Origin of the sequence: Oleiphilus messinensis, assembly GCF_002162375.1 — a bacterium.
Classification (GTDB): domain Bacteria; phylum Pseudomonadota; class Gammaproteobacteria; order Pseudomonadales; family Oleiphilaceae; genus Oleiphilus; species Oleiphilus messinensis.
The window spans coordinates 1644990-1663562 of sequence record NZ_CP021425.1; the positions used below are offsets into that span (position 1 = coordinate 1644990).

The 18573-nt window shown below is 47.4% G+C and carries 13 protein-coding genes; 10 read left to right on the forward strand and 3 right to left on the reverse strand.

The genetic code is table 11. The annotated features are described in order from the left end of the window. The first annotated feature begins 74 nt into the window (after window positions 1-74). The 7 genes from ectB to OLMES_RS07185 all read left to right on the forward strand — a co-directional run bounded on the left by ectB (window position 75) and on the right by OLMES_RS07185 (window position 8964). Window positions 75-1382 carry a diaminobutyrate--2-oxoglutarate transaminase gene (ectB, locus tag OLMES_RS07155; RefSeq protein WP_087460628.1) on the forward strand — a complete coding sequence of 436 codons (1308 nt, stop codon included), beginning with the start codon at window positions 75-77 and terminating at the stop codon, window positions 1380-1382. Window positions 1383-1620: 238 nt separating this feature from the next. Continuing rightward, window positions 1621-2034: an ectoine synthase gene (locus OLMES_RS07160; protein WP_087460629.1), complete on the forward strand. Its 414-nt coding sequence runs from the start codon at window positions 1621-1623 to the stop codon at window positions 2032-2034. 38 nt (window positions 2035-2072) lie between these two features. Next, window positions 2073-3554, forward strand: a complete 1482-nt coding sequence (locus OLMES_RS07165; RefSeq protein ID WP_087464374.1) for an aspartate kinase — start codon at window positions 2073-2075, stop codon at window positions 3552-3554. Further along, window positions 3539-4516 carry a TPR end-of-group domain-containing protein gene (locus tag OLMES_RS07170; protein ID WP_087464375.1) on the forward strand — a complete coding sequence of 326 codons (978 nt, stop codon included), beginning with the start codon at window positions 3539-3541 and terminating at the stop codon, window positions 4514-4516. The genes OLMES_RS07165 and OLMES_RS07170 overlap by 16 nt, the downstream gene beginning before the upstream one ends. A 240-nt stretch (window positions 4517-4756) precedes the next feature. Continuing rightward, a complete protein-coding gene (locus tag OLMES_RS07175) occupies window positions 4757-7468 on the forward strand; it encodes a PAS domain-containing sensor histidine kinase (RefSeq protein ID WP_087460630.1) in 2712 nt (903 codons plus the stop codon). After that, complete coding sequence (locus OLMES_RS07180) at window positions 7465-7908, forward strand: response regulator (protein WP_087460631.1); 444 nt, start codon at window positions 7465-7467, stop codon at window positions 7906-7908. Before OLMES_RS07175 ends, OLMES_RS07180 begins: the two co-directional genes overlap by 4 nt. A 72-nt stretch (window positions 7909-7980) precedes the next feature. Further along, window positions 7981-8964, forward strand: a complete 984-nt coding sequence (locus OLMES_RS07185) for a two-component system response regulator (protein WP_087460632.1) — start codon at window positions 7981-7983, stop codon at window positions 8962-8964. Here OLMES_RS07185 and OLMES_RS07190 read toward each other — a convergent pair. Together OLMES_RS07190 and OLMES_RS07195 are read right to left on the reverse strand one after the other, a co-directional pair. Further along, window positions 8950-9813, reverse strand: coding sequence for a type 2 periplasmic-binding domain-containing protein (locus OLMES_RS07190; protein ID WP_087460633.1), 864 nt, complete (start codon window positions 9811-9813; stop codon window positions 8950-8952). The two genes, OLMES_RS07185 and OLMES_RS07190, sit on opposite strands and share 15 nt — an antisense overlap. Before the next feature lie 288 nt (window positions 9814-10101). Then, entirely contained in the window at window positions 10102-11385 is a 1284-nt protein-coding gene (locus OLMES_RS07195; RefSeq protein WP_087460634.1) for an NAD(P)/FAD-dependent oxidoreductase, read from the reverse strand. A gap of 134 nt (window positions 11386-11519) precedes the next feature. Between OLMES_RS07195 and OLMES_RS07200 the strand changes: the two genes are divergently transcribed. Both OLMES_RS07200 and OLMES_RS07205 read left to right on the forward strand, forming a co-directional pair. Beyond that, a complete protein-coding gene (locus OLMES_RS07200) occupies window positions 11520-12740 on the forward strand; it encodes an efflux RND transporter periplasmic adaptor subunit (RefSeq protein ID WP_157678205.1) in 1221 nt (406 codons plus the stop codon). Further along, window positions 12737-15928, forward strand: a complete 3192-nt coding sequence (locus tag OLMES_RS07205) for an efflux RND transporter permease subunit (protein WP_087460636.1) — start codon at window positions 12737-12739, stop codon at window positions 15926-15928. The genes OLMES_RS07200 and OLMES_RS07205 overlap by 4 nt, the downstream gene beginning before the upstream one ends. On the opposite strand, the gene OLMES_RS07210 is transcribed toward OLMES_RS07205, so the two are convergent. Further along, window positions 15925-16761 (reverse strand): mechanosensitive ion channel family protein, encoded by an 837-nt coding sequence (locus tag OLMES_RS07210; RefSeq protein ID WP_087460637.1) that lies wholly within the window; start codon window positions 16759-16761, stop codon window positions 15925-15927. The genes OLMES_RS07205 and OLMES_RS07210 overlap by 4 nt on opposite strands. 217 nt (window positions 16762-16978) lie before the next feature. Here OLMES_RS07210 and OLMES_RS07215 point away from each other — a divergent pair, with 217 nt between their 5' ends. Then, complete coding sequence (locus OLMES_RS07215) at window positions 16979-18523, forward strand: DUF3369 domain-containing protein (RefSeq protein ID WP_198343253.1); 1545 nt, start codon at window positions 16979-16981, stop codon at window positions 18521-18523. Window positions 18524-18573 lie beyond the last annotated feature (50 nt).

Here is an 18573-nt window from a genome sequence, read left to right on the forward strand (position 1 = left end):
TGATTTAGATCGTTTCAAAGTTGCTCGAAGTAAAGTTTAAAAAACAGTCCGACCCGCGGACAACAGGAGAAAAAATGAAAATTTTCGATGAAATCGAATCCGAAGTTCAAAGCTATGCACGATCCTTCCCTCGGGTATTTAATAAAGCCGTAGGTGAATTTTTATACGATCAAGAAGGCAATGAATATTTAGACTTCCTGGCGGGGGCGGGAACTTTGAACTACGGACATAATAATCCGTTGTTTAAGGAAAAGTTGCTGGAATATATCCATAATGACGGGATTACCCACGGTCTGGATCTTCATACTCAGGCAAAGGGTGAATTCCTTGAGGCATTCAATGAAAAAATCCTGAAACCTCGTGGTATGGAGTATGTGGTTCAGTTTACCGGTCCTACCGGAACCAACGCCGTTGAAGCTGCATTAAAACTGGCTCGAAATGTAACCGGTCGTGAGAATGTAATCTCATTCACCAACGGCTTCCATGGTGTAAGTCTGGGGGCATTATCTGCAACAGGTAACTCGCACCACCGTGGCGCTGCCGGGGTGAGCTTGAGTGGAACCAGCCGGATGCCTTTTGATGGTTATTTGGGTGAAGATATTGATACAACCGCGTATCTGGACAAAGTGTTGTCGGACTCCAGTAGCGGAATCGACAAGCCCGCCGCTGTGATTGTAGAAACCGTGCAGGGTGAAGGCGGCATCAATGCCGCGAGTTTTGAATGGTTGCGTAATCTTGAAAAAGTCTGTCGTAAACACGAAGTGTTGTTGATTGTCGACGATATACAGGCGGGGTGTGGCCGAACGGGTACTTATTTCAGTTTTGAACAGGCGGGTATTAATCCGGATATTGTGACGTTATCCAAATCCCTTGGCGGATATGGTCTGCCATTTGCGGTTGTTCTATTCAAACCTGAATTAGACTTGTGGAAGCCGGGTGAGCACAACGGTACATTCCGTGGAAACAATTTTGCGTTTGTTACCGCCAAAGCGGCAATCGATCACTATTGGAGTGATGACAAGTTCGCGCAAGAAATCCAACGGAAGGGCGCTTATGTTTCCAAACGATTGGATGCGATTATCGATGCTTATGGAGAAGGCAATTTTACGACTCGTGGGCGTGGAATGTTTCAGGGCATCAACTGTGTGAATGGCGAGTTGGCCGCTAAGATTACACGCAAGGCATTTCAGCAGGGGTTGATTATTGAAACGAGCGGTGCAGATGATCACGTTGTCAAATTCCTATGTCCGCTTATCATCAGTGATGAAAACCTGAAAAAAGGCATCGATATAGTGGAACAGGCGATTAAGGAAGTGTGCGCCAAAGAGGATTCCATTCCAGAAGAGAAAGATTATTTTGAGCCGACCCGCCTCGCGAGCTAAGTAAGCGCTGACAGTGATTCATGGGGCGGTGCGACGAGATCAGTAAACCGGTTTCCCGTGACGCTTAGTATGAATGCGTCAGTCATTCAATTCAGGTGTTGCGTTACAGGATATATGGTACGCAACACTGACCCAGCCCCTCTAATCCAGGCGTATTGTACAAAACTGGCCATACTTTCTGGTATGGTACGCGCTGAGGCGCTGTTTCTATCAATTGTAAGGAAATTTGAGAACGAATATGATCGTAAGAACTTTGGAAGAAGCAAATCAATCCAATCGTCGTATTGTTTCACCAGAAGGCAATTGGGAAAGTACCCGGTTGTTGCTAAAAGACGACAATATGGGATTTTCGTTCCATATTACGACAATCTATGAAGGTGCAGATTTTCAGATGCACTATCAGAATCATCTTGAGTCCGTGTACTGCATGTCTGGAGAAGGTGAGGTGGAAACCCTTGCTGATGGCAAGAAGTATCCAATTAAAGCGGGTACCGTTTATATTCTCGACAAGCACGACAAGCACATTTTACGTGCTTTCAAAGAAATGAAAATGGCGTGTGTATTCAATCCGCCGCTGCACGGCAAAGAGGTGCATAATGCTGAAGGCGCATATGAACTGGAAGCGGAAGCAATAACCGGGGAGGAAAAATGAGTAGTGACAGTCCAGGTTCTGTGACTCAATCTTCAGGAATGGATTCGCTTAATTCGAATTCCAGGCATGGTGATTTTAAAGGCAAACACAGCGTCGAGAAAATCGGTGGAACCTCCATGAGTGACTATGTGGCGGTGCGCGATAATATTGTGTTAAAGCCTGCACAAAAAGAATCACTGTATAATCGGGTGTTTGTGGTTTCTGCTTATGGTGGAATTACTGATCAGTTACTTGAACACAAAAAAACGGGTCAACCAGGCGTCTATGCATTATTTGCGAATGGCGTAAATGATGATAGTTGGCTGGATGCATTGCAGTCGCTCAAAGATAAAATTTTCACGATTAACGCCGCTTTGTTTGAAACCGAGGCTGAGCTTGCTGAGGCGAACGGGTTTATATTAGAGCGTCTGGAGGATACCCAGCGTTGTCTTTCTGATCTGCAACGACTTTGTCAGCATGGCCACTTTTCCCTGGATACCCATTTGGCAACCGTTCGGGAAATGCTCGCTAGCATCGGTGAAGCCCATAGTGCCTGGAACACTGCAACGCTGCTGCGACGGGATGGTGTGAATGCCTGTTTTGTGGATTTGACCGGGTGGAATACCAACAAGCACATTTCCCTGGATGAGCGAATTGAAATGGCATTTGGTAAACTGGATCTGGACAGCGTATTACCCATAGCGACAGGGTATGCCCACAGTGATCGGGGACTTATGTCGACATTTGACCGCGGATACAGTGAGATGACCTTTAGTCGGATTGCGGTTCTAACCGGTGCCCGAGAAGCTGTTATCCATAAAGAGTTTCACTTGAGCAGTGCCGATCCGCGTCTCGTGGGGGAGGCGAATGCAGTACCGATCGGACGCACCAATTATGATGTTGCTGACCAGCTTGCAAATCTGGGGATGGAGGCAATTCACCCCAAAGCCGCGAAGGGGTTGCGCAAGGGCAATATTCCTTTACGAGTGAAAAACACCTTTGAACCAGAGCACACGGGTACTCTGATCACCAGTGATTATGTCAGTGATGAACCCTGTGTTGAAATCATTGCCGGGTGTAAAGGCATTCACGCCATTGAGGTATTCGACCAGAACATGGCGGGTGATATTGCTCAGTGTGATACGGATATCATGGCCATCATCAAACGCTTCAAAGGTCATATTGTATCTAAGGACATCAATGCCAACACCATAACTCATTTTATTTCTGCTAACCTTAAAACGGTGAAACGTATCATGAGAACGCTCGAAGAGCGGTTTCCTGAGGCAGAGGTCAGCCAGCAGAAAGTTACCATCGTTTCAGCGATTGGTAGTGACATGAAGATTCCCGGTATTTTGGCTAAAACTGTATCCGCATTAGCGGATAAAAATATCAGTGTATTGGCTTTGCATCAATCAATGCGTCAGGTCGATATGCAGTTTGTGGTGAGTGAAGATAATTATGATGAAGCAATCAAGAGCTTGCACCGTTGTTTGGTGGAGGTTCACGACCATGGCAGGGCAATATGTCTAGCCTCATAGTTGGGCTGTTATTCGTCATATGTGCAAGCAGTAGTCTCGCCGAAACTTCGGTTCCATTGGAGTCCAGTTTGCAACAACAGGAATCCGCGCGAACCGACGGCGAACCACTGCCCACAGAGCAGGGCAAAGCATCAGCGGTCTCCGAGTCTGTGGCAGCGGAGTTGGAGGAAAAGGAAAGGCGTGCGGCTGCGGCTTCTGTGGAGTCCTTGGAAAAGCCGTTATACAACCCGTTTGTAGAGCGTTATGTGCTTGATGAATTGAAGCAACTCCGTAGCGAAATGGCGAACCAGAAAGCGGAGTTGATTCAGCAAATCGTGGATCGTGAGCTGAATTCTGTGGATCGGGGCGTGACCTACGCAACGGACACGGTTACCTATTTCTTCTACCTGATTGCCGGCGCCAGTTCAATTCTTGTCTTGGTAGGCTGGACGTCCATTCGCGAGATTAAAGACCGGGTGCACACACTGGCAGACGAAGAAATCTCCAAACTTGTTCATCAATACGAAGAGCGATTGTTCTCCATTGAGCAGCAATTGAACCAGAAAACAAGGCATATCGAAGCCAACCGGGAAGAAATTGAACTGACGAAAGAGGTTCAGTCCCTTTGGTTACGCGCAGCACAAGAGGGCCAGGCCAATCATAAAATTCCAGTGTATGACCAAATTCTAAGTCTCAGACCCGATGATTGTGAAGCATTGACATACAAAGCCGATGCGGTACTTGAGCTGGGTGAACCTCAATGGGCCGCAAACCTTTGTCATCAGGCGCTGGCAATTGATCCCGATAATGGCCATGCGTTCTATCAACTTGCCTGTGCCTATACCGCGATGAAAAATTATGACGAAGCGGTTCGATTTCTTGAAAAAGCGGTACAGATGGCTGATAGTTATCGTGATGACATCGAAAAAGACGAAGCACTGGCGCCACTGTTACATAACAAATCGCTTAAGGATTTACTGTAGTTCAGTTACCGGTGAGCAGCAAAACAGTTTTGAGCGGTATTTATTGTTCCCTCGATCCCAAAAGGGGCACTTTGCGATACTTTCAACAATGGTTAACAAAATTGTTGTATCCAAGTTATGGTTACAATTTCTGGATCGACTCAACAGACCTCAATTGCTTTAACCGGTCATTCATCTCTTAACCACTGGTTGTGACATTATTTACTACACTTCAGGTACAGTTAATCCTGAGGAGTAGGGATGATGGACGAGGCACTAACTTCCTTTTTTTCTTTAGATTACATGCCCCATGGCCATTGTTATCTGTGGCAACCTGGTATTTTGTGGACGCATGTGATTTCTGATCTAGCCATTGGACTGGCTTACTTTTCCATTCCGGTTATGCTGGTATTGGTTGTGCGTAAGCGACCGGATCTTCGCTACCATCGTTTGGTCTATTTGTTCGCTGCATTTATTCTTTGTTGTGGCCTCACCCATTTGTTTTCGATCTATACCATCTGGAATGGTGCTTATGGCGTCTATGGCTTGGCGAAATTAGTAACCGCAGTGGTTTCTGTGTTCACTGTAGTTGAGCTGAGCCGTCTAGTGCCGCAATTATTGAGTTTACCAACACCCGCTGAGCATCGGGAAGCGCTAAACCAGGCGGCGGATGAGAAGTTAAAGCGGAGTCGTCTGGAGTTGGAGCGAAAAGCGGAAGCAATCTTCCAATTTACCACAGAGTTAGTGCCTACTGGTCTTTTGGTTATTGATGCAGAACGTAATATTCGTCTCGCGAATGCCGATCTCGAAATGACATTTGGCTATTTGCGCCATGAGTTGATCGGGCAGCCGCTGTCGTTATTAATCGAAGGGCCGACAACTGATTATCATGATGCTTTGGTGCAGGAATATTTGCGGAACCCGACCCAGGATCACGCGATGGCGTCAGGGAGAATCGTGAAGGGCAAGCGAAAAGACGGTGGACCGGTATCCATTGAAATCAGTTTGAGTGTGCATGAATTTGAGGGTGAAAAACATGCCTTTGCCACTGTCGTAGACATCAGCCGTGTCACCTCTCGCAAGTCGAGCAATCTAGAGAGTAATAATCGGATCAAGCGTGCAGTCGAGGCGATCAACGATGGAATCTGGGAATGGAATGTTCAGACGAACGAGGTTTGGTACAGCCCAAGGTTGATGGGCATGATTGGTCATGATCCCGATTCGGAAAAGGCGAGACTTGAATATTGGCAAGAGCATATTCATCCGGGAGACAGGGCTAAGGTAGAGCAAGCTCTGGAAGCTCATTTTCAGAGTGGCTCGAAGTATGATGTTACCTATCGTGGATATACCGACAAAGGTGATTATGAATGGCTCCATGCTCGCGGAGACACGATTTTTGATGCATCGGGTAAACCACTTTTGATGTCGGGCGTATTGTCTAACATTCAGGATAAGAAACAGCTGGAGCAGGAACTTGCGGAGAAGTCCCACTTTTTAAATGCCATTCTGGAAAAGTCGCTTTGTGGTATGTACATCTTTGATCTCAAGAAAAATATCAATACCTATATTAATCCTCAATATACAGAAATAACGGGATATGATGCGGAGGAGTTGCAACTAATGCAAAAAGGCGGCGATATGGCGCAGTTGTTTTACCAAGCAGATCTGCATCGCGTTCTGGCCCATATTGAGGCTGTCAAGTCGAGCCCGGACAACCGTGGAGATGCGATCCAATACCGGTTCAGGCATAAAGATGGTCATTGGATTTGGTGCTACTCCCGTGATTCCGTGTATACCTATGATGACAATGGTGAACCGAGTGAGATGCTGGGCACATTCTTTGAAATTTCTGATTTGGTCGAGCGGGAAGAGCGCATTAAAAAACTGGCGCGGGATTTTTATGATACTTTTGAACAGGCCGCAGTAGGGATTGCCCATGTGGGCCTGGACGGGAGCTGGCTTAAGGCTAATAGCAAATTATGTCAGATTTTAGGGTACACTCGGGAACAATTGTTAAAGACTAATTTCCAGTCGATAACCTTTCAGGATGATCTGGAATCCGACCTGGATCAGATCGATCAACTTATTCGGGGTGAAGCCAATCATTATTCGCGGGAAAAACGTTATATTTGTGCCAACGGACAGCTGATCTGGACTAATCTTACAGTATCGATTGTGCGCAGCGAAGATGGCGTAAACAGCCATTTTATCTCCGTGGTTGAGGATATCTCTGAGCGTAAGGCGATTGAGCAAGCTCTAGCAGAATCAAATTCGGCCTTGGAACGTTTTGCGTACTCTGCCTCCCATGATTTACAGGAACCGTTGCGTAAAATCAGTGCGTTTTCCGATAGTGTTGCGGCCCGGCTGAAAGGAAAGCTTGCTGATTCTGATGCTCAATATGAACTGAGTCGCATCGGTGATGCTGCCCGGCGCATGCGAGATATGATTAACAGTTTATTGCAACTGTCACGAAGTTCCAGGCAGAAAATGGTTAAAGAAGTGGTTCCACTTTCTGAGCTGGTTGCCCCAGTGCTTGATGATCTATCGGAGGTGATCAGGGAGCATTCAGCCGAGATCGTACTGCATGACGATGCTCGAGTCTGGGTGGACAAAATTGGATTTCAACAAGTATTGTTGAACTTGATTGTGAACAGTATTCGCTACCGTCGCACAGGTGTTCCCCCTAAGGTGGAAATTCTCTGTTCGCCTTCATTTCGTGAAACACGTATCGAAATTTGTGATAATGGAAAAGGATTCAAAGATGAATTTGCCGAGCAAATCTTTGAGCCATTTAAACGCCTTGTGGGAAAAGAAATATCAGGCTCAGGTATGGGGCTGGCAATCTGTCGGCAGATTATAATCGGTCATGGTGGTACGATTCACGCGCATAGCCGCGCAATTAATGAGAAAAGTAGCGAAGAATCTGGTGCGGTTTTTCAGATTACCTTACCAAAAACAGAGGATTGTTCGTGACGAATTCTGAGTTGGGCAAGCCATTGATCATGCTGGTTGATGATGACCCGGACGATCTGTATCTGGTCAAAACAGCCTTTAATCAAACTGAATTCCAACCCCGGTTTATGTTTGTAAACTCGGGGGAATCACTGATGCATTATCTTGGTTCGATCAAACCCTTCTCGGGTGCTCAAATCCCGAGTTTGATATTGCTAGACTTGAATATGCCGGTTATGGACGGTAAAAAAACGCTGGAATCCCTCAAGCATCAGGAGCAATACCGTTCGATTCCTGTCATTGTCTATACCACGTCAACGTCAAAACTCGATATTGAAGAAGCCTACCGCCTCGGAGCAAATTCCTATGTCATCAAAGCGGGAACCCTGGAAGAAATGGTTAAGACGATGGATTCCATAGGAAACTACTGGCTCAGGACCGTACAGTTGCATGACAAATAGCATGCTATACTGAAGTGCAAAGTCAGGAAATTGCCGAATGTTCTTCCGCTTGTATTTTAATGGAATATTTAGATGGTTGTAGAAGACGCCGATGCGCCCCCAGATCGTGATCAAGATAGAGCTGATAATCAAGGTGAAGCCCGGGTAATTAACGTTCTCATGGTTGAGGATGACTACGACGATTTCTATCTGATTCGGGAAATACTCAAACAAAACTCAAAACGTCAATACCGGTTATCCCGAGCTCTCACCCTTGAAGATTGTGTCAGTCAGGTACAGTCCACTCCGCCGGATATTATTTTGCTTGATCTGGGTTTACAGGATTCATCAGGATTAGCGACCCTGGAGAAATTACTTAAAAGTGGTATTCAACAGCCCGTGATCGTTTTGACTGGAGTAAACGATGAAGAGTTGGGCGAGAATGCCATCAAAATTGGAGCAGAAGATTATCTTCCAAAAGAAGAGGTCAGTAAAACACTGCTGTCGCGCTCCATTAACTACGGCATTGAACGGCACCGACTGACAGCAGAGCTTCAGCAAAAGGCTTCTGAAGATGCACTAACGGGTTTGCCAAACCGTTCTGCACTGTTTGAGCGAATTGAGGTGTTAATAAGCAATACGGATCGAGCAGAAACTAAATTGGCCATCGCTTTGCTCGACCTGGATGGATTTAAAGAAGTTAACGATACCCTTGGCCATCAGACTGGTGATGATCTCTTGCGTCAGATTGCAGCTCGATTACGAAAAAGTTTAAGGCGTTCCGATATGGCTGCGCGTTATGGCGGGGATGAGTTTGTTCTGGTTTTTACGAACTACCACAGTGAATCCGAACTGATGGAGGTTGTACAGCGAAAACTCAATATATTGACGCAACCGATCCGCCTCTACGTCAACGGTGAAGTGCAAGAAGTGACGATAGGCGCCAGTGTTGGCCTAGCGGAGTGGCGTGCGTCCATGACTGCACAGCAGATCGTCAACAACGCGGATGATGCGATGTATGCAAGTAAAAAGAATGGTAAAAACCAGGTCACAATGGCGACTTCACTGCAGTCGTAACCAGTATTCCTGTGGTAATGCTTTGATTCGATCACTGAGCAATGGGTTGTCCAAGTAAAAAGTCTTTCGCTTTTCAGGTTGCAGTTGTTCAAGCATTGTCTGGATTTGAGGGTGGGTATTGAAGTTGTGATGAAAAGCACCACTTTCGTAAGCAACTTGCATGCCTTTTTTCAGTGCATGAAATAATTCAGGATGATGGGGTGATACATAGACGAAGTAGTCGAAGTTATAAATCACCATCACACTGGGATCAACAACAAACTGTGGGTATTGTTTTGTTTGTTGTCTGATTTCTACATAAGCCTCATGAACCCCTCGGTTAATGCCCGTAAAACGATTTGCCTGAAGCATTTTCCAGAGGCTTTGATAGCTCGCCTGCTGTACAGTGAAGCCATTCAGAATAAAGACATCCGTGTCGGGCCAGCCGATTCCGGATCCTACCACTACGCCTTTTTTAAGGTCTTCTAAACTTGCAATGCTTTTGAAAAGCGGTAAATCCTGTTTTTTGATAACGAATATGCGGTGTCCGAGTAAGCCTCGAGTGAGCGGGAAATCTATTTGCAGCAAGTTTTTTTCTCGCTCCGGTGAAAAACCGGTAAAAAAGAAGTTTACCGGGCCGTTTGGTTGTTGTAGTAAGCGGAGGATTCGGGATTGGTTGGCTTGTTTGTAGTTCAGTAATTCGAGCGTGTGAGGTTGATCTGTATATTTCAGGGCGAGTCGTATGACACTGAGTTCATAGCTGAATACCTCCTCATCGCCGTGAAGCAATGCGAGTTTATAGTCGAGCGCACGGCAGGGCAGGGCGAATACAATTAAGAGCAGGGTGATCAAGGTGTATTGATGTTTCATAAGGTGCCTCTTGCCTCTGCTGTAGATTGCCCCCAAAGCCAGTATATTTAATCAGGCGACACTCTTGCATAATTATCGGACATTTTCTGAAAGTCGCCTACTTCCACATACGCATTTATTAGTATTCATATAATCATAGTATCCACATAACCATAGTATCCACATGAATCTAGTATTTAGCTTCTTCCGGTTTTGATCTATTCCTGTTAGCAACCTGAATTCAGTTGTCAATTTATCAAAATAGTGTGCTCTCCCTGGTAACTAAAGGCTGTGATTGAGTTCGCAAGACTATGAAAGCGCAGTGCTTAGTATGGTCATTGCGAGTGTTTCCAGGTCTTTCCGTCCCCCCCATTGGAGGATCTCGGTTCGTTTTAACAGGCGGATTAGAGATTGGGCATTAAATTCCGGCATCAGCTGTTCTGTAAAAGCTGAGGCGAACCGTTCACTGGCATTTTGAGCAATCAGTTTCACCGGAAGTTTGTGGGAAAGCTGAGTCATGTAGAATTGGAAAATGGACTCCTTTGTCGCTGCAAGTGCAGGACTACTGATCACAGTCTGATTGTATATGAGGTACGTGTTTAGATCACCGAATGCAAGCGCCATTGGTTTGTTGAGCGGGGTAAAGTTTCGCAAGGTTTTACCCTCCAGCCAGCGGGCAAGATTGTTTGCGGCATGTTTGCCCATATCCAGCGCATGGTAGGCTTGTTTTGTTAAGCCCGGAGTATAGTCAGCCAAGTCTCCGGCAATGAATATGGCCTCATCGGTTCGGGTTTGCAATGTAGACTTGACCGGAATGCCACTTCGATGGGGGGGCAGTGCTTCAATATTAAGCGCGAGGCTGGCGGGTTGTGTGCCGGTGGTCCAGATTGTGATATCACTGGATAGCGTTGCGCCGGAAGACAGAATGATACGGTCTTCAGTGAGGCTGGAAATGGTTTGGTTGAAATACCAGTGAACCGGGTATTCCGCGCAGATTTTCCGAATGTCATCTGAGATCTTTTGCGTGTAGCCAGGCAGTGCTTGATTGCCTTTCTCGATTATCTGGATAGACAGAGCGGGATTGTGTCGATACCCGCGAAGTAACTCACCCAGTGCCTCGATGCCGGTAAATCCGGCGCCAACAATGCTGACGGTTACGCTGTTTTGTTGTTGGAGCAGGCTTTCCAGGCGGGAGCGGATTTGGACAATTTCTGCGCCTTTTCGGAAGCCTGATGCGACCTCTTTAACGCCTTTTATGCCGTAGTCTGTAGTCTCGTGCCCCATAGCTAGAATCAAACCATCGTATTGCAGTGTTTCGCCTGTTTCAAGTTCAACGGTTTGCCATTGCGGGTCAAAATTTGTTGCGCGATGTGCCACGAAACGATGATTAAGTGCGCTTAAAACCTTAAAGCGGGACAGCTGAAGTGTGTGCAGTTGCTTACAACCAGAAAGTAGTTCGTGGATATTGGGCGTCCACTCGAAATAGGGGGACGGGTCGACTACCGTTACCTCATACAGCCTGCTGGATAGCTGAGTCGCGGCCTGCAGCCCGGCGAAATTTGCACCGAGGATGATGATTTTTTTTCGAGTCATGTTGTTGTATTCCAATTGTTGCGATCTGTCTGCGTTCGGGTGTCTCGACTATTGTATTAGCGAAATGTAAGAAACTTATACCGTAAAATATCGTAATATGGGAAATCATCTTTTTGCCTGCTTTGAGGTGCTACGTGTTCAGGGATAAACGCATTTTATTGCCATTAGTCGTTATTGTGCTAACGGCAATTGTCACTGCCATACTGGTTTCCATGAAAAAACCGCCGAAAGACAGGCCAAAGGAAGAGCAGGTTCCTGTGGTTAAAGTTGATCCGGTGATAACTCGGGATCTGCAATTAAAAGTGCGGTCATACGGTGTGGTTACGCCCAGATACGAAACCCAGTTAGTTGCTCAGGTCAGTGGTACAATTCAGAAATTGTCAGAGCAATTCGTGAAAGGCGGGTTTGTCAGCGCCGGCGATGTCCTTGCTGAAATTGATGCTCGTGACTATGAAGCGGTGTTGATAGAGGCCCAAGCCAGCCTGAAATCGGCCCAAGCGGCACTGGAGCAAGAGAGAGCTCAAGTAATCGTTGCCCGGAAGGAATGGCAAGGAACGCAGGGCGAGCCCACTGCACTTAGTTTGAGAAAGCCTCAACTCGCACAGGAAGAAGCCCGGGTGAAGGCCGCTATGGCTCAGGTCACACGTGCGACCAATGATTTGGAGCGAACCCAGGTGCGTGCGCCATATGATGGCTTGATTGTCAGTCGTTTGGTTGGCATGGGCACGTATGTTAATCCCGGAACCTCACTGGGCATGGTCTACAGCGTGGACACAGCGGAGGTGAGGTTGCCCATTGCCCAAAATCAATATCAATTTCTTGAGGGCAACGGGCTTGGGGCCGAGGTGGTTTTGAAGGCCGATGTGGCGGGCAGTGAAGCGTCCTGGTACGCGAAAATTATTCGCTCTGAAGGCGTCGTGGATAGAGACAGTCGAATGACTTATCTTGTGGCCCAGGTTTCCCGCCCCTATGAACAAAATCCACTGTTGCCATTTGGTCTTTACACAACGGCTGAGCTCTCAGGCAAGCACCTGAAAGATGTAGTCGTCTTACCGCAACATATTCTGGTTGATGGCAAGTTACCCCTTCTCGACCCGCAACGGCGCTTAAACTTTAAATCTGTGGAGGTGATCCGGATCGAAGGCAAGCATGCCGTCGTTCGTGGCGATTTTGGAGTGCAAGATCAATTTATTTCCTCTGCATTACATTACCCGGTGCAGGGAATGCAGTTAAAAGTTGCAGCCGGGACGGAAAATCCGCCGATAGCGAAGCGCTTACCTCAGGAACCTGATACCGAACCGAATACCCCTGTTCCTGATGCGTCAACTCCCCATGCAAAAGGGGATGCAGGATGACAAAGTCTGCAAATCAGGTTACCGACAGCCCGTCGGAATCCGCACGCGCAGAGGAGCACTCAGCAAAAGGCATGATCGCCTGGTTTGCCCGCAACAGCGTGGCGGCAAATTTGTTAATGCTGTTCATTGTTGTGGCGGGTGTATTCACCGCCAATACCATCCGAAAGCAAATGTTTCCCCAGGTTGAAAGTAACTGGTTAACCATTCAGGCAGCCTATCCTGGCGCAGCGCCTCAAGAAGTGGAAGATGGGATCACGCGCAAGGTGGAGGAAGAGCTCCAGTCTATTCAGGGTTTGGAGCGGGTGATCACCTATTCTTCCCGTGGTGCATTTACGGCGTATATCAAAGTAGATCAGGATTACGAGCCCGATGAGGTTCTGGATGATGTGAAGCGCCGGGTTGATGTGATCAACAGTTTACCCGACGGTATGGAGCGACCACTGCTGGAGCGAATTCGTTATCGTCAGGAAGTGGCATACATTAGTTTGTACGGTGATCTGAGCCTGCCCCAGCTTCGGGAGCTGGGGAGTCAGATTCATGATGAGCTTCTGGATATACCGGAAGTTCATATCGCCGAGTTTTATGGTGGGCTTGATTACGAGATCAGTGTCGAAGTCAGCAAAGACAAGTTGCGAGAATACAACTTGAGGTTTACGGATATTGCCAATGCCATTCGAAACCATTCCGCAAATCGATCGGCTGGTCAGATACGTGCAGAGCAGGGCTATATCTCGTTGCGTGTAGAGAATCAGGCCTATCACGGATTTGAATTTGAATCACTTCCGATCCTGACGCGGCAGGATGGTACCCAGGTTTTGCTTTCTGATATCGCCGAAGTTCATGATGGTTTTGAAGAAGGGATTCAATATTCACGATTCAATGGTAAAAACTCTGTGACATTTTTTGTCGGGGCGACCCGCAGTCAAAGTATTACGGATATATCAAAGCGTTTGCAGGACTATGTTGAACAAAGGCAGGCGCGGCTACCGGACGGCGTATCGCTTGATATCTGGGTTGATTTAACCTATTACCTCGAAGGCCGCTTGGACATGATGCTGGAAAACATGCAGTATGGTGCCGTACTGGTGTTTCTTATCCTGGCGCTTTTCCTCAGGATCAAGCTCGCGTTCTGGGTTATGCTCGGGTTGCCTATCAGTTTTCTGGGGGCGCTGTTCATACTGCCCATGGAGTGGGTTGATGTTACGATCAATGTGACGAGTCTGTTTGGTTTTATTCTGGTACTCGGAATTGTTGTTGATGATGCCATTGTCATTGGGGAGAGTGCCCATGCTGAAATAGAAGCTAAGGGGCAGTCGTTAGAAAGTGTTATTCGAGGCGCACAGCGAGTCGCCATGCCCGCGACATTTGGCGTATTAACGACAGTCGCAGCCTTCATGCCAATGGTGCTCAGTGATGGCCCTGAATCCGCATTTTCCCAATCCATCGGGTTTGTTGTTATTTTTTGCCTCTTGTTTTCGTTGATTGAATCGAAGCTTATTTTACCCGCTCACCTGGCGTCGATGCGCCCGGTTAAAGACGCCAGTTCAGGCCCGAGGTCCTGGCTCATTCGCACCAGAAGTCATGTCGATGCAGCGCTGAAGTATGTGGTATCCCGGAACTATCTACCGCTACTGGCGAAAGCGATTACCTACCGTTATGGTGTCCTGACGATTTTTATCAGTATTCTGGTCATAAGCGGCGCACTTTATTACAACGGGATGATCCGGTTTGTGGGCACGCCAAAAATTCCCCACGATTTTCCATCCATCGAGGTGGAAATGCAGGCAATGAGTTCTGAGTCGGCGACTTTAGGTGTCACTCAAGTGATACAGCAAACTATTCGAGATGTAGATCAGGCGCTGGCTACAGAGTTTGGTGCCGGTATGGTGGCCGACATACAGGTGGATTTACGTTCCAGAGTGCGTTCCAGCGTGATGGTGAAACTGATCGATCCGGAACAACGACCGATCGATACTTTCGAGCTGGCCAAACGTTGGCGTGAAGCCTTACCGGATTTACCTGGCGTCAAGCGCATGAAGATAAATGATAACCTGTTTGGATCCGAGCGAGATGATGGCGATCTCAGATTCCAGTTTAAAGGCCGGGATGAAGATGCGCTTGAGCAAGTAGTCAGTGAGTTACGGGAAAAACTTCGCTCAATGAAAGGTGTGGGCGAAATAAATGATAGCCGAAAGGATTTGACCCATGAGCTTCGGCTCGTTTTAAAACCGGTCGCAGATAGCCTGGGATTAACCCTGGCTGATGTGGCAACTCAGGTGGGCTATGGCTTCTACGGACTGGAGGCACAACGAGTGCTCCGCCGAGGGGAAGAAATTAAAGTGATGGTTCGTTACCCGGAAAGTCAACGTAACGGGGTTGGCTTGGTTGATGATATTTTGATTCGTACCGTAGCGGGGGCTGAAGTACCATTGTCGGAAGTTGCCGAGGTGTTGTGGGTACCCAGTGAGGAACAAATTCGCAGGGAAGATGGAACCCGTAATGTCAGTATTTGGGCTTCAGTAAACAGTCAGGATGTTGAGCCTCAAGTCTTGATGAAACAATTGAAGGACGAGTTTATCCCCGAGTTGTTGTCCCGTTATCCGGGGGTAACCAGTGAGGCTGCAGGTCGAATCAAGCGGGAGATGGACAGCCAGGAAACCCAATTACGTAACTTTGTGCTTTCGCTGTTAGCCATTTATGCTTTACTGGCGATTCCATTGCGATCTTATGCTCAGCCTTTGATGATTATGTCGGTTATTCCCTTTGGCATTGTGGGTGCCATGTTAGGACACATTTTGTTAGGCATGGATATGAGTAGTTTGTCGATGTTTGGCGTTATTGCCGCCGCCGGGGTTGTTGTGAATGATTCACTGGTCATGGTTGATTTTGTGAATCGTGCCAGGGCAGAAGGGATACCGCTGGTGGAGTCCGTAATTCAGTCTGGAGCCCGGCGCTTCAGGGCGATCATACTGACATCATTAACAACATTTATCGGTTTGATTCCGATCATACTGGAAACCAGTCTGCAGGCTCAAATTGTTATTCCCATGGCCGTGTCACTGGCCTTCGGTGTTCTGTTTGCCACCGTGATTACCTTGCTGCTTGTCCCGGTGCTTTATGTCATTGGTGCTGATCTTGGCCGTTTCGTGAGGTGGCCACAAACTGGAGCGAAGCCTGCTGAAAATTAATCCTTAGAGGCTTCGTTAGCGTGTTTGTACCAGTACGACATAAAATCTGCATATATCATTTGTTCGATGTTGACGGCTTCTTGTGTCGGGCAAAATAGGGCAACGGTGAATACGTTTTTGCCAATGTCGCTTGTTGTAATCCGGACGCTGGGTTTGAGTGTGCTCAAATGCAGGCCCATGCGCTTTTCGATGATGTGTGCGTATCGTTTAGCGACTTCCTGAAACGGGGCGCAATACTCTTCAACTTTTGCCAGAATAAATTGTCGTGCTTCGAACAGGTTAATGTTCTCGGCATCGCGGACGATTGCGAATGAATGCAAGACATAGCGACGCATGAAATTGAGATTTTGCACTGTATGGGTCACCAGTAGATGGTTAGGGATCGTAAGTGTCTTGCCCGTATAGTCATAGGTTCCTTTTTCGATATCCACTTCGAGCAACGTTGTACTGAGCCAGTCGCTGCGAGCGACTTCACCATAGAATGGCCCGATGCGAACCCAGTCCCCGACGGAGAATGCGCGGGTCGTGGCTTGATAGAACGACCCCATAATACACTGGATAAATTCCCTCAATGCGATCACCAGCGCGACGACAAACGCGGCAATGGAAAGGGCAAAATGCCGTAGCTCGGAAAGCCATATGATAATCAAGCCCACTGCGATAATCAGGCTTGAGAAATTTTTCACAGAGTTGATCCAGCGCTTTGAGTTGTCATCTTCATCCTGGCTCGTTCGCCTGAGTGCGGCAATCAGGCCCATTCTGACGAGATAGCAAATCAGAATAAGTGCCAGGGAAGATATGAGCTTGTTTTCGCTAATCAATTCGTAAATCATGGGGGAATATCGCGTTCCGGTGTTATTGAATAGTAGCCCGCTATTTTGGCACTGGTTCGTTAAAGCTCGCAAGTTTTTAGCAATTTCAATTTTGAGTTTGGGTATGTTACATCCAGTGTGCGCGTGTTCGATTATGGCGCTTCTATCGGTATAGAATTGACATCGAAATGAAAGTTGTCTATTCGTTTCATATTGTGTTGTAAAAATAGGTTTTATTGTGGGTAACAGTCTGTTCTCAAAGTCATCTCCGGAAAATAAGGCCCTGGAAAGCACGCTTCGTGGCACCTGGAAAATTGCGGTAGTGGATGATGATCCTGATGTGGTGGCAGTCACGGAATTGGTGTTGCGCGGACTGCAGGTTGATAATCGTGGTGTCGCGTTTTTGACCGCATCTTCCGCTGAGCAGGCCAAGCAGCTCTTCAATGAGCATGATGACATTGCCATTGCGTTTATCGATGTCGTGATGGAGCGCGAGAATGCGGGGCTGGAGCTTATCCGCTGGATACGTGAGGAGTGTGAAAATCAGAGCACCCGCTTGATTCTCCGTACCGGGCAGCCGGGTCAGGCACCGGAAGAAAGTGTCATTCGAGACTATGATATCAACGATTATAAAAACAAAACGGAGTTGACCTCGACGCGGCTCAAAACGGCTGCCTATGCTGCCATTCGGTCTTACCGGGATATTAAAACACTGGAGTACAGTCGACTCGGTTTGGAGAAAGTTGTTAAATCAACTTGCGAGGTGTTAAAAAGCAAAACCCTCAATCGGTTTGGATCCGCGGTGCTGGAGGAAATAACGGCGTTGTTGCAGCTTAACAGTTCAGCAATTTACGTGGCTTTTTCGAGCGAGAATATCCTCCATGATACGGAGTTGAGTATACTCGCTGCGACGGGGGATTTCGTAGGGATGGCGACACAGTTGGATAGTGATTTAGTTCCTGAACCGATTCGTCATCAGTTACAGTCCGTCTTGATGAGCAAAAAAAGTGTTCATACAGATGAAACTTATATTTCCTATGTTCCCACCAGCTCCCAGACTGCAAACGTGCTATATGTCTCATTTGACGAACCACTGAGTCAGTACAAAAAGAATCTTCTGGATATCTTTTCCACCAATGTTGCCCTGACCTTTGAGAATCTTGCGGTTAAAGAAGATATCGAGGCCACTCAAAAAGAGCTCATGTATGTCCTGGGGGATGCCATCGAGCAACGCAGTAAAGAAACGGGCTCTCATGTTCGCAGAGTCGCGCTGATATGTGAATTATTGGCCAGGGCGCTGAATCTGGAAGAGCCTTTTGTCCAGGCGATTAAACATGCAGCCCCATTGCATGATATCGGCAAGATCGGTATTCCAGAACATATTCTTCACAAGCCGGGTAGTCTTGATAGTCAAGAGTGGGAAATTATGAAAACCCATGCACGGCTGGGTTATGACTTATTGCACAGCTCCAAGCGCGTTCTCGCTCGAGTCGGAGCCAATATTGCCCTGTACCACCACGAGAAATGGGATGGCTCCGGCTATCCAAACGGCTTGGTCGGTGCAGCGATACCCATTGAAGGTCGCATTATGGCAGTGGCGGATGTTCTGGACGCACTGGGTTCGAAGCGATCATACAAGACGCCCTGGTCTGCTGATGAGATCAAGTCCTTTCTGGAGGCTCAGAAAGGCCAACACTTTGACCCGGAAATTTGTGACCTGGCGCTTGAAAATTTTGAAGAAATTATGGCACTGCGTGCTCAGTACCCGGACTCGTTATCTTGATTGATGGCATGCTGAGGGGCATGTGTCTGCTCGACATGGCGTACTTGTCA

Excerpts from the sequence above, each read along its gene's own strand:
- ectB (WP_087460628.1), top strand. The coding sequence starts at position 75 with ATGAAAATTTTCGATGAAATCGAATCCGAAGTTCAAAGCTATGCACGA.
- OLMES_RS07160 (WP_087460629.1), top strand. The coding sequence starts at position 1,621 with ATGATCGTAAGAACTTTGGAAGAAGCAAATCAATCCAATCGTCGTATT.
- OLMES_RS07165 (WP_087464374.1), top strand. The coding sequence starts at position 2,073 with ATGGATTCGCTTAATTCGAATTCCAGGCATGGTGATTTTAAAGGCAAA.
- OLMES_RS07170 (WP_087464375.1), top strand. The coding sequence starts at position 3,539 with ATGTCTAGCCTCATAGTTGGGCTGTTATTCGTCATATGTGCAAGCAGT.
- OLMES_RS07175 (WP_087460630.1), top strand. The coding sequence starts at position 4,757 with ATGATGGACGAGGCACTAACTTCCTTTTTTTCTTTAGATTACATGCCC.
- OLMES_RS07185 (WP_087460632.1), top strand. The coding sequence starts at position 7,981 with ATGGTTGTAGAAGACGCCGATGCGCCCCCAGATCGTGATCAAGATAGA.
- OLMES_RS07190 (WP_087460633.1), bottom strand. The coding sequence starts at position 9,813 with ATGAAACATCAATACACCTTGATCACCCTGCTCTTAATTGTATTCGCC.
- OLMES_RS07195 (WP_087460634.1), bottom strand. The coding sequence starts at position 11,385 with ATGACTCGAAAAAAAATCATCATCCTCGGTGCAAATTTCGCCGGGCTG.
- OLMES_RS07205 (WP_087460636.1), top strand. The coding sequence starts at position 12,737 with ATGACAAAGTCTGCAAATCAGGTTACCGACAGCCCGTCGGAATCCGCA.
- OLMES_RS07210 (WP_087460637.1), bottom strand. The coding sequence starts at position 16,761 with ATGATTTACGAATTGATTAGCGAAAACAAGCTCATATCTTCCCTGGCA.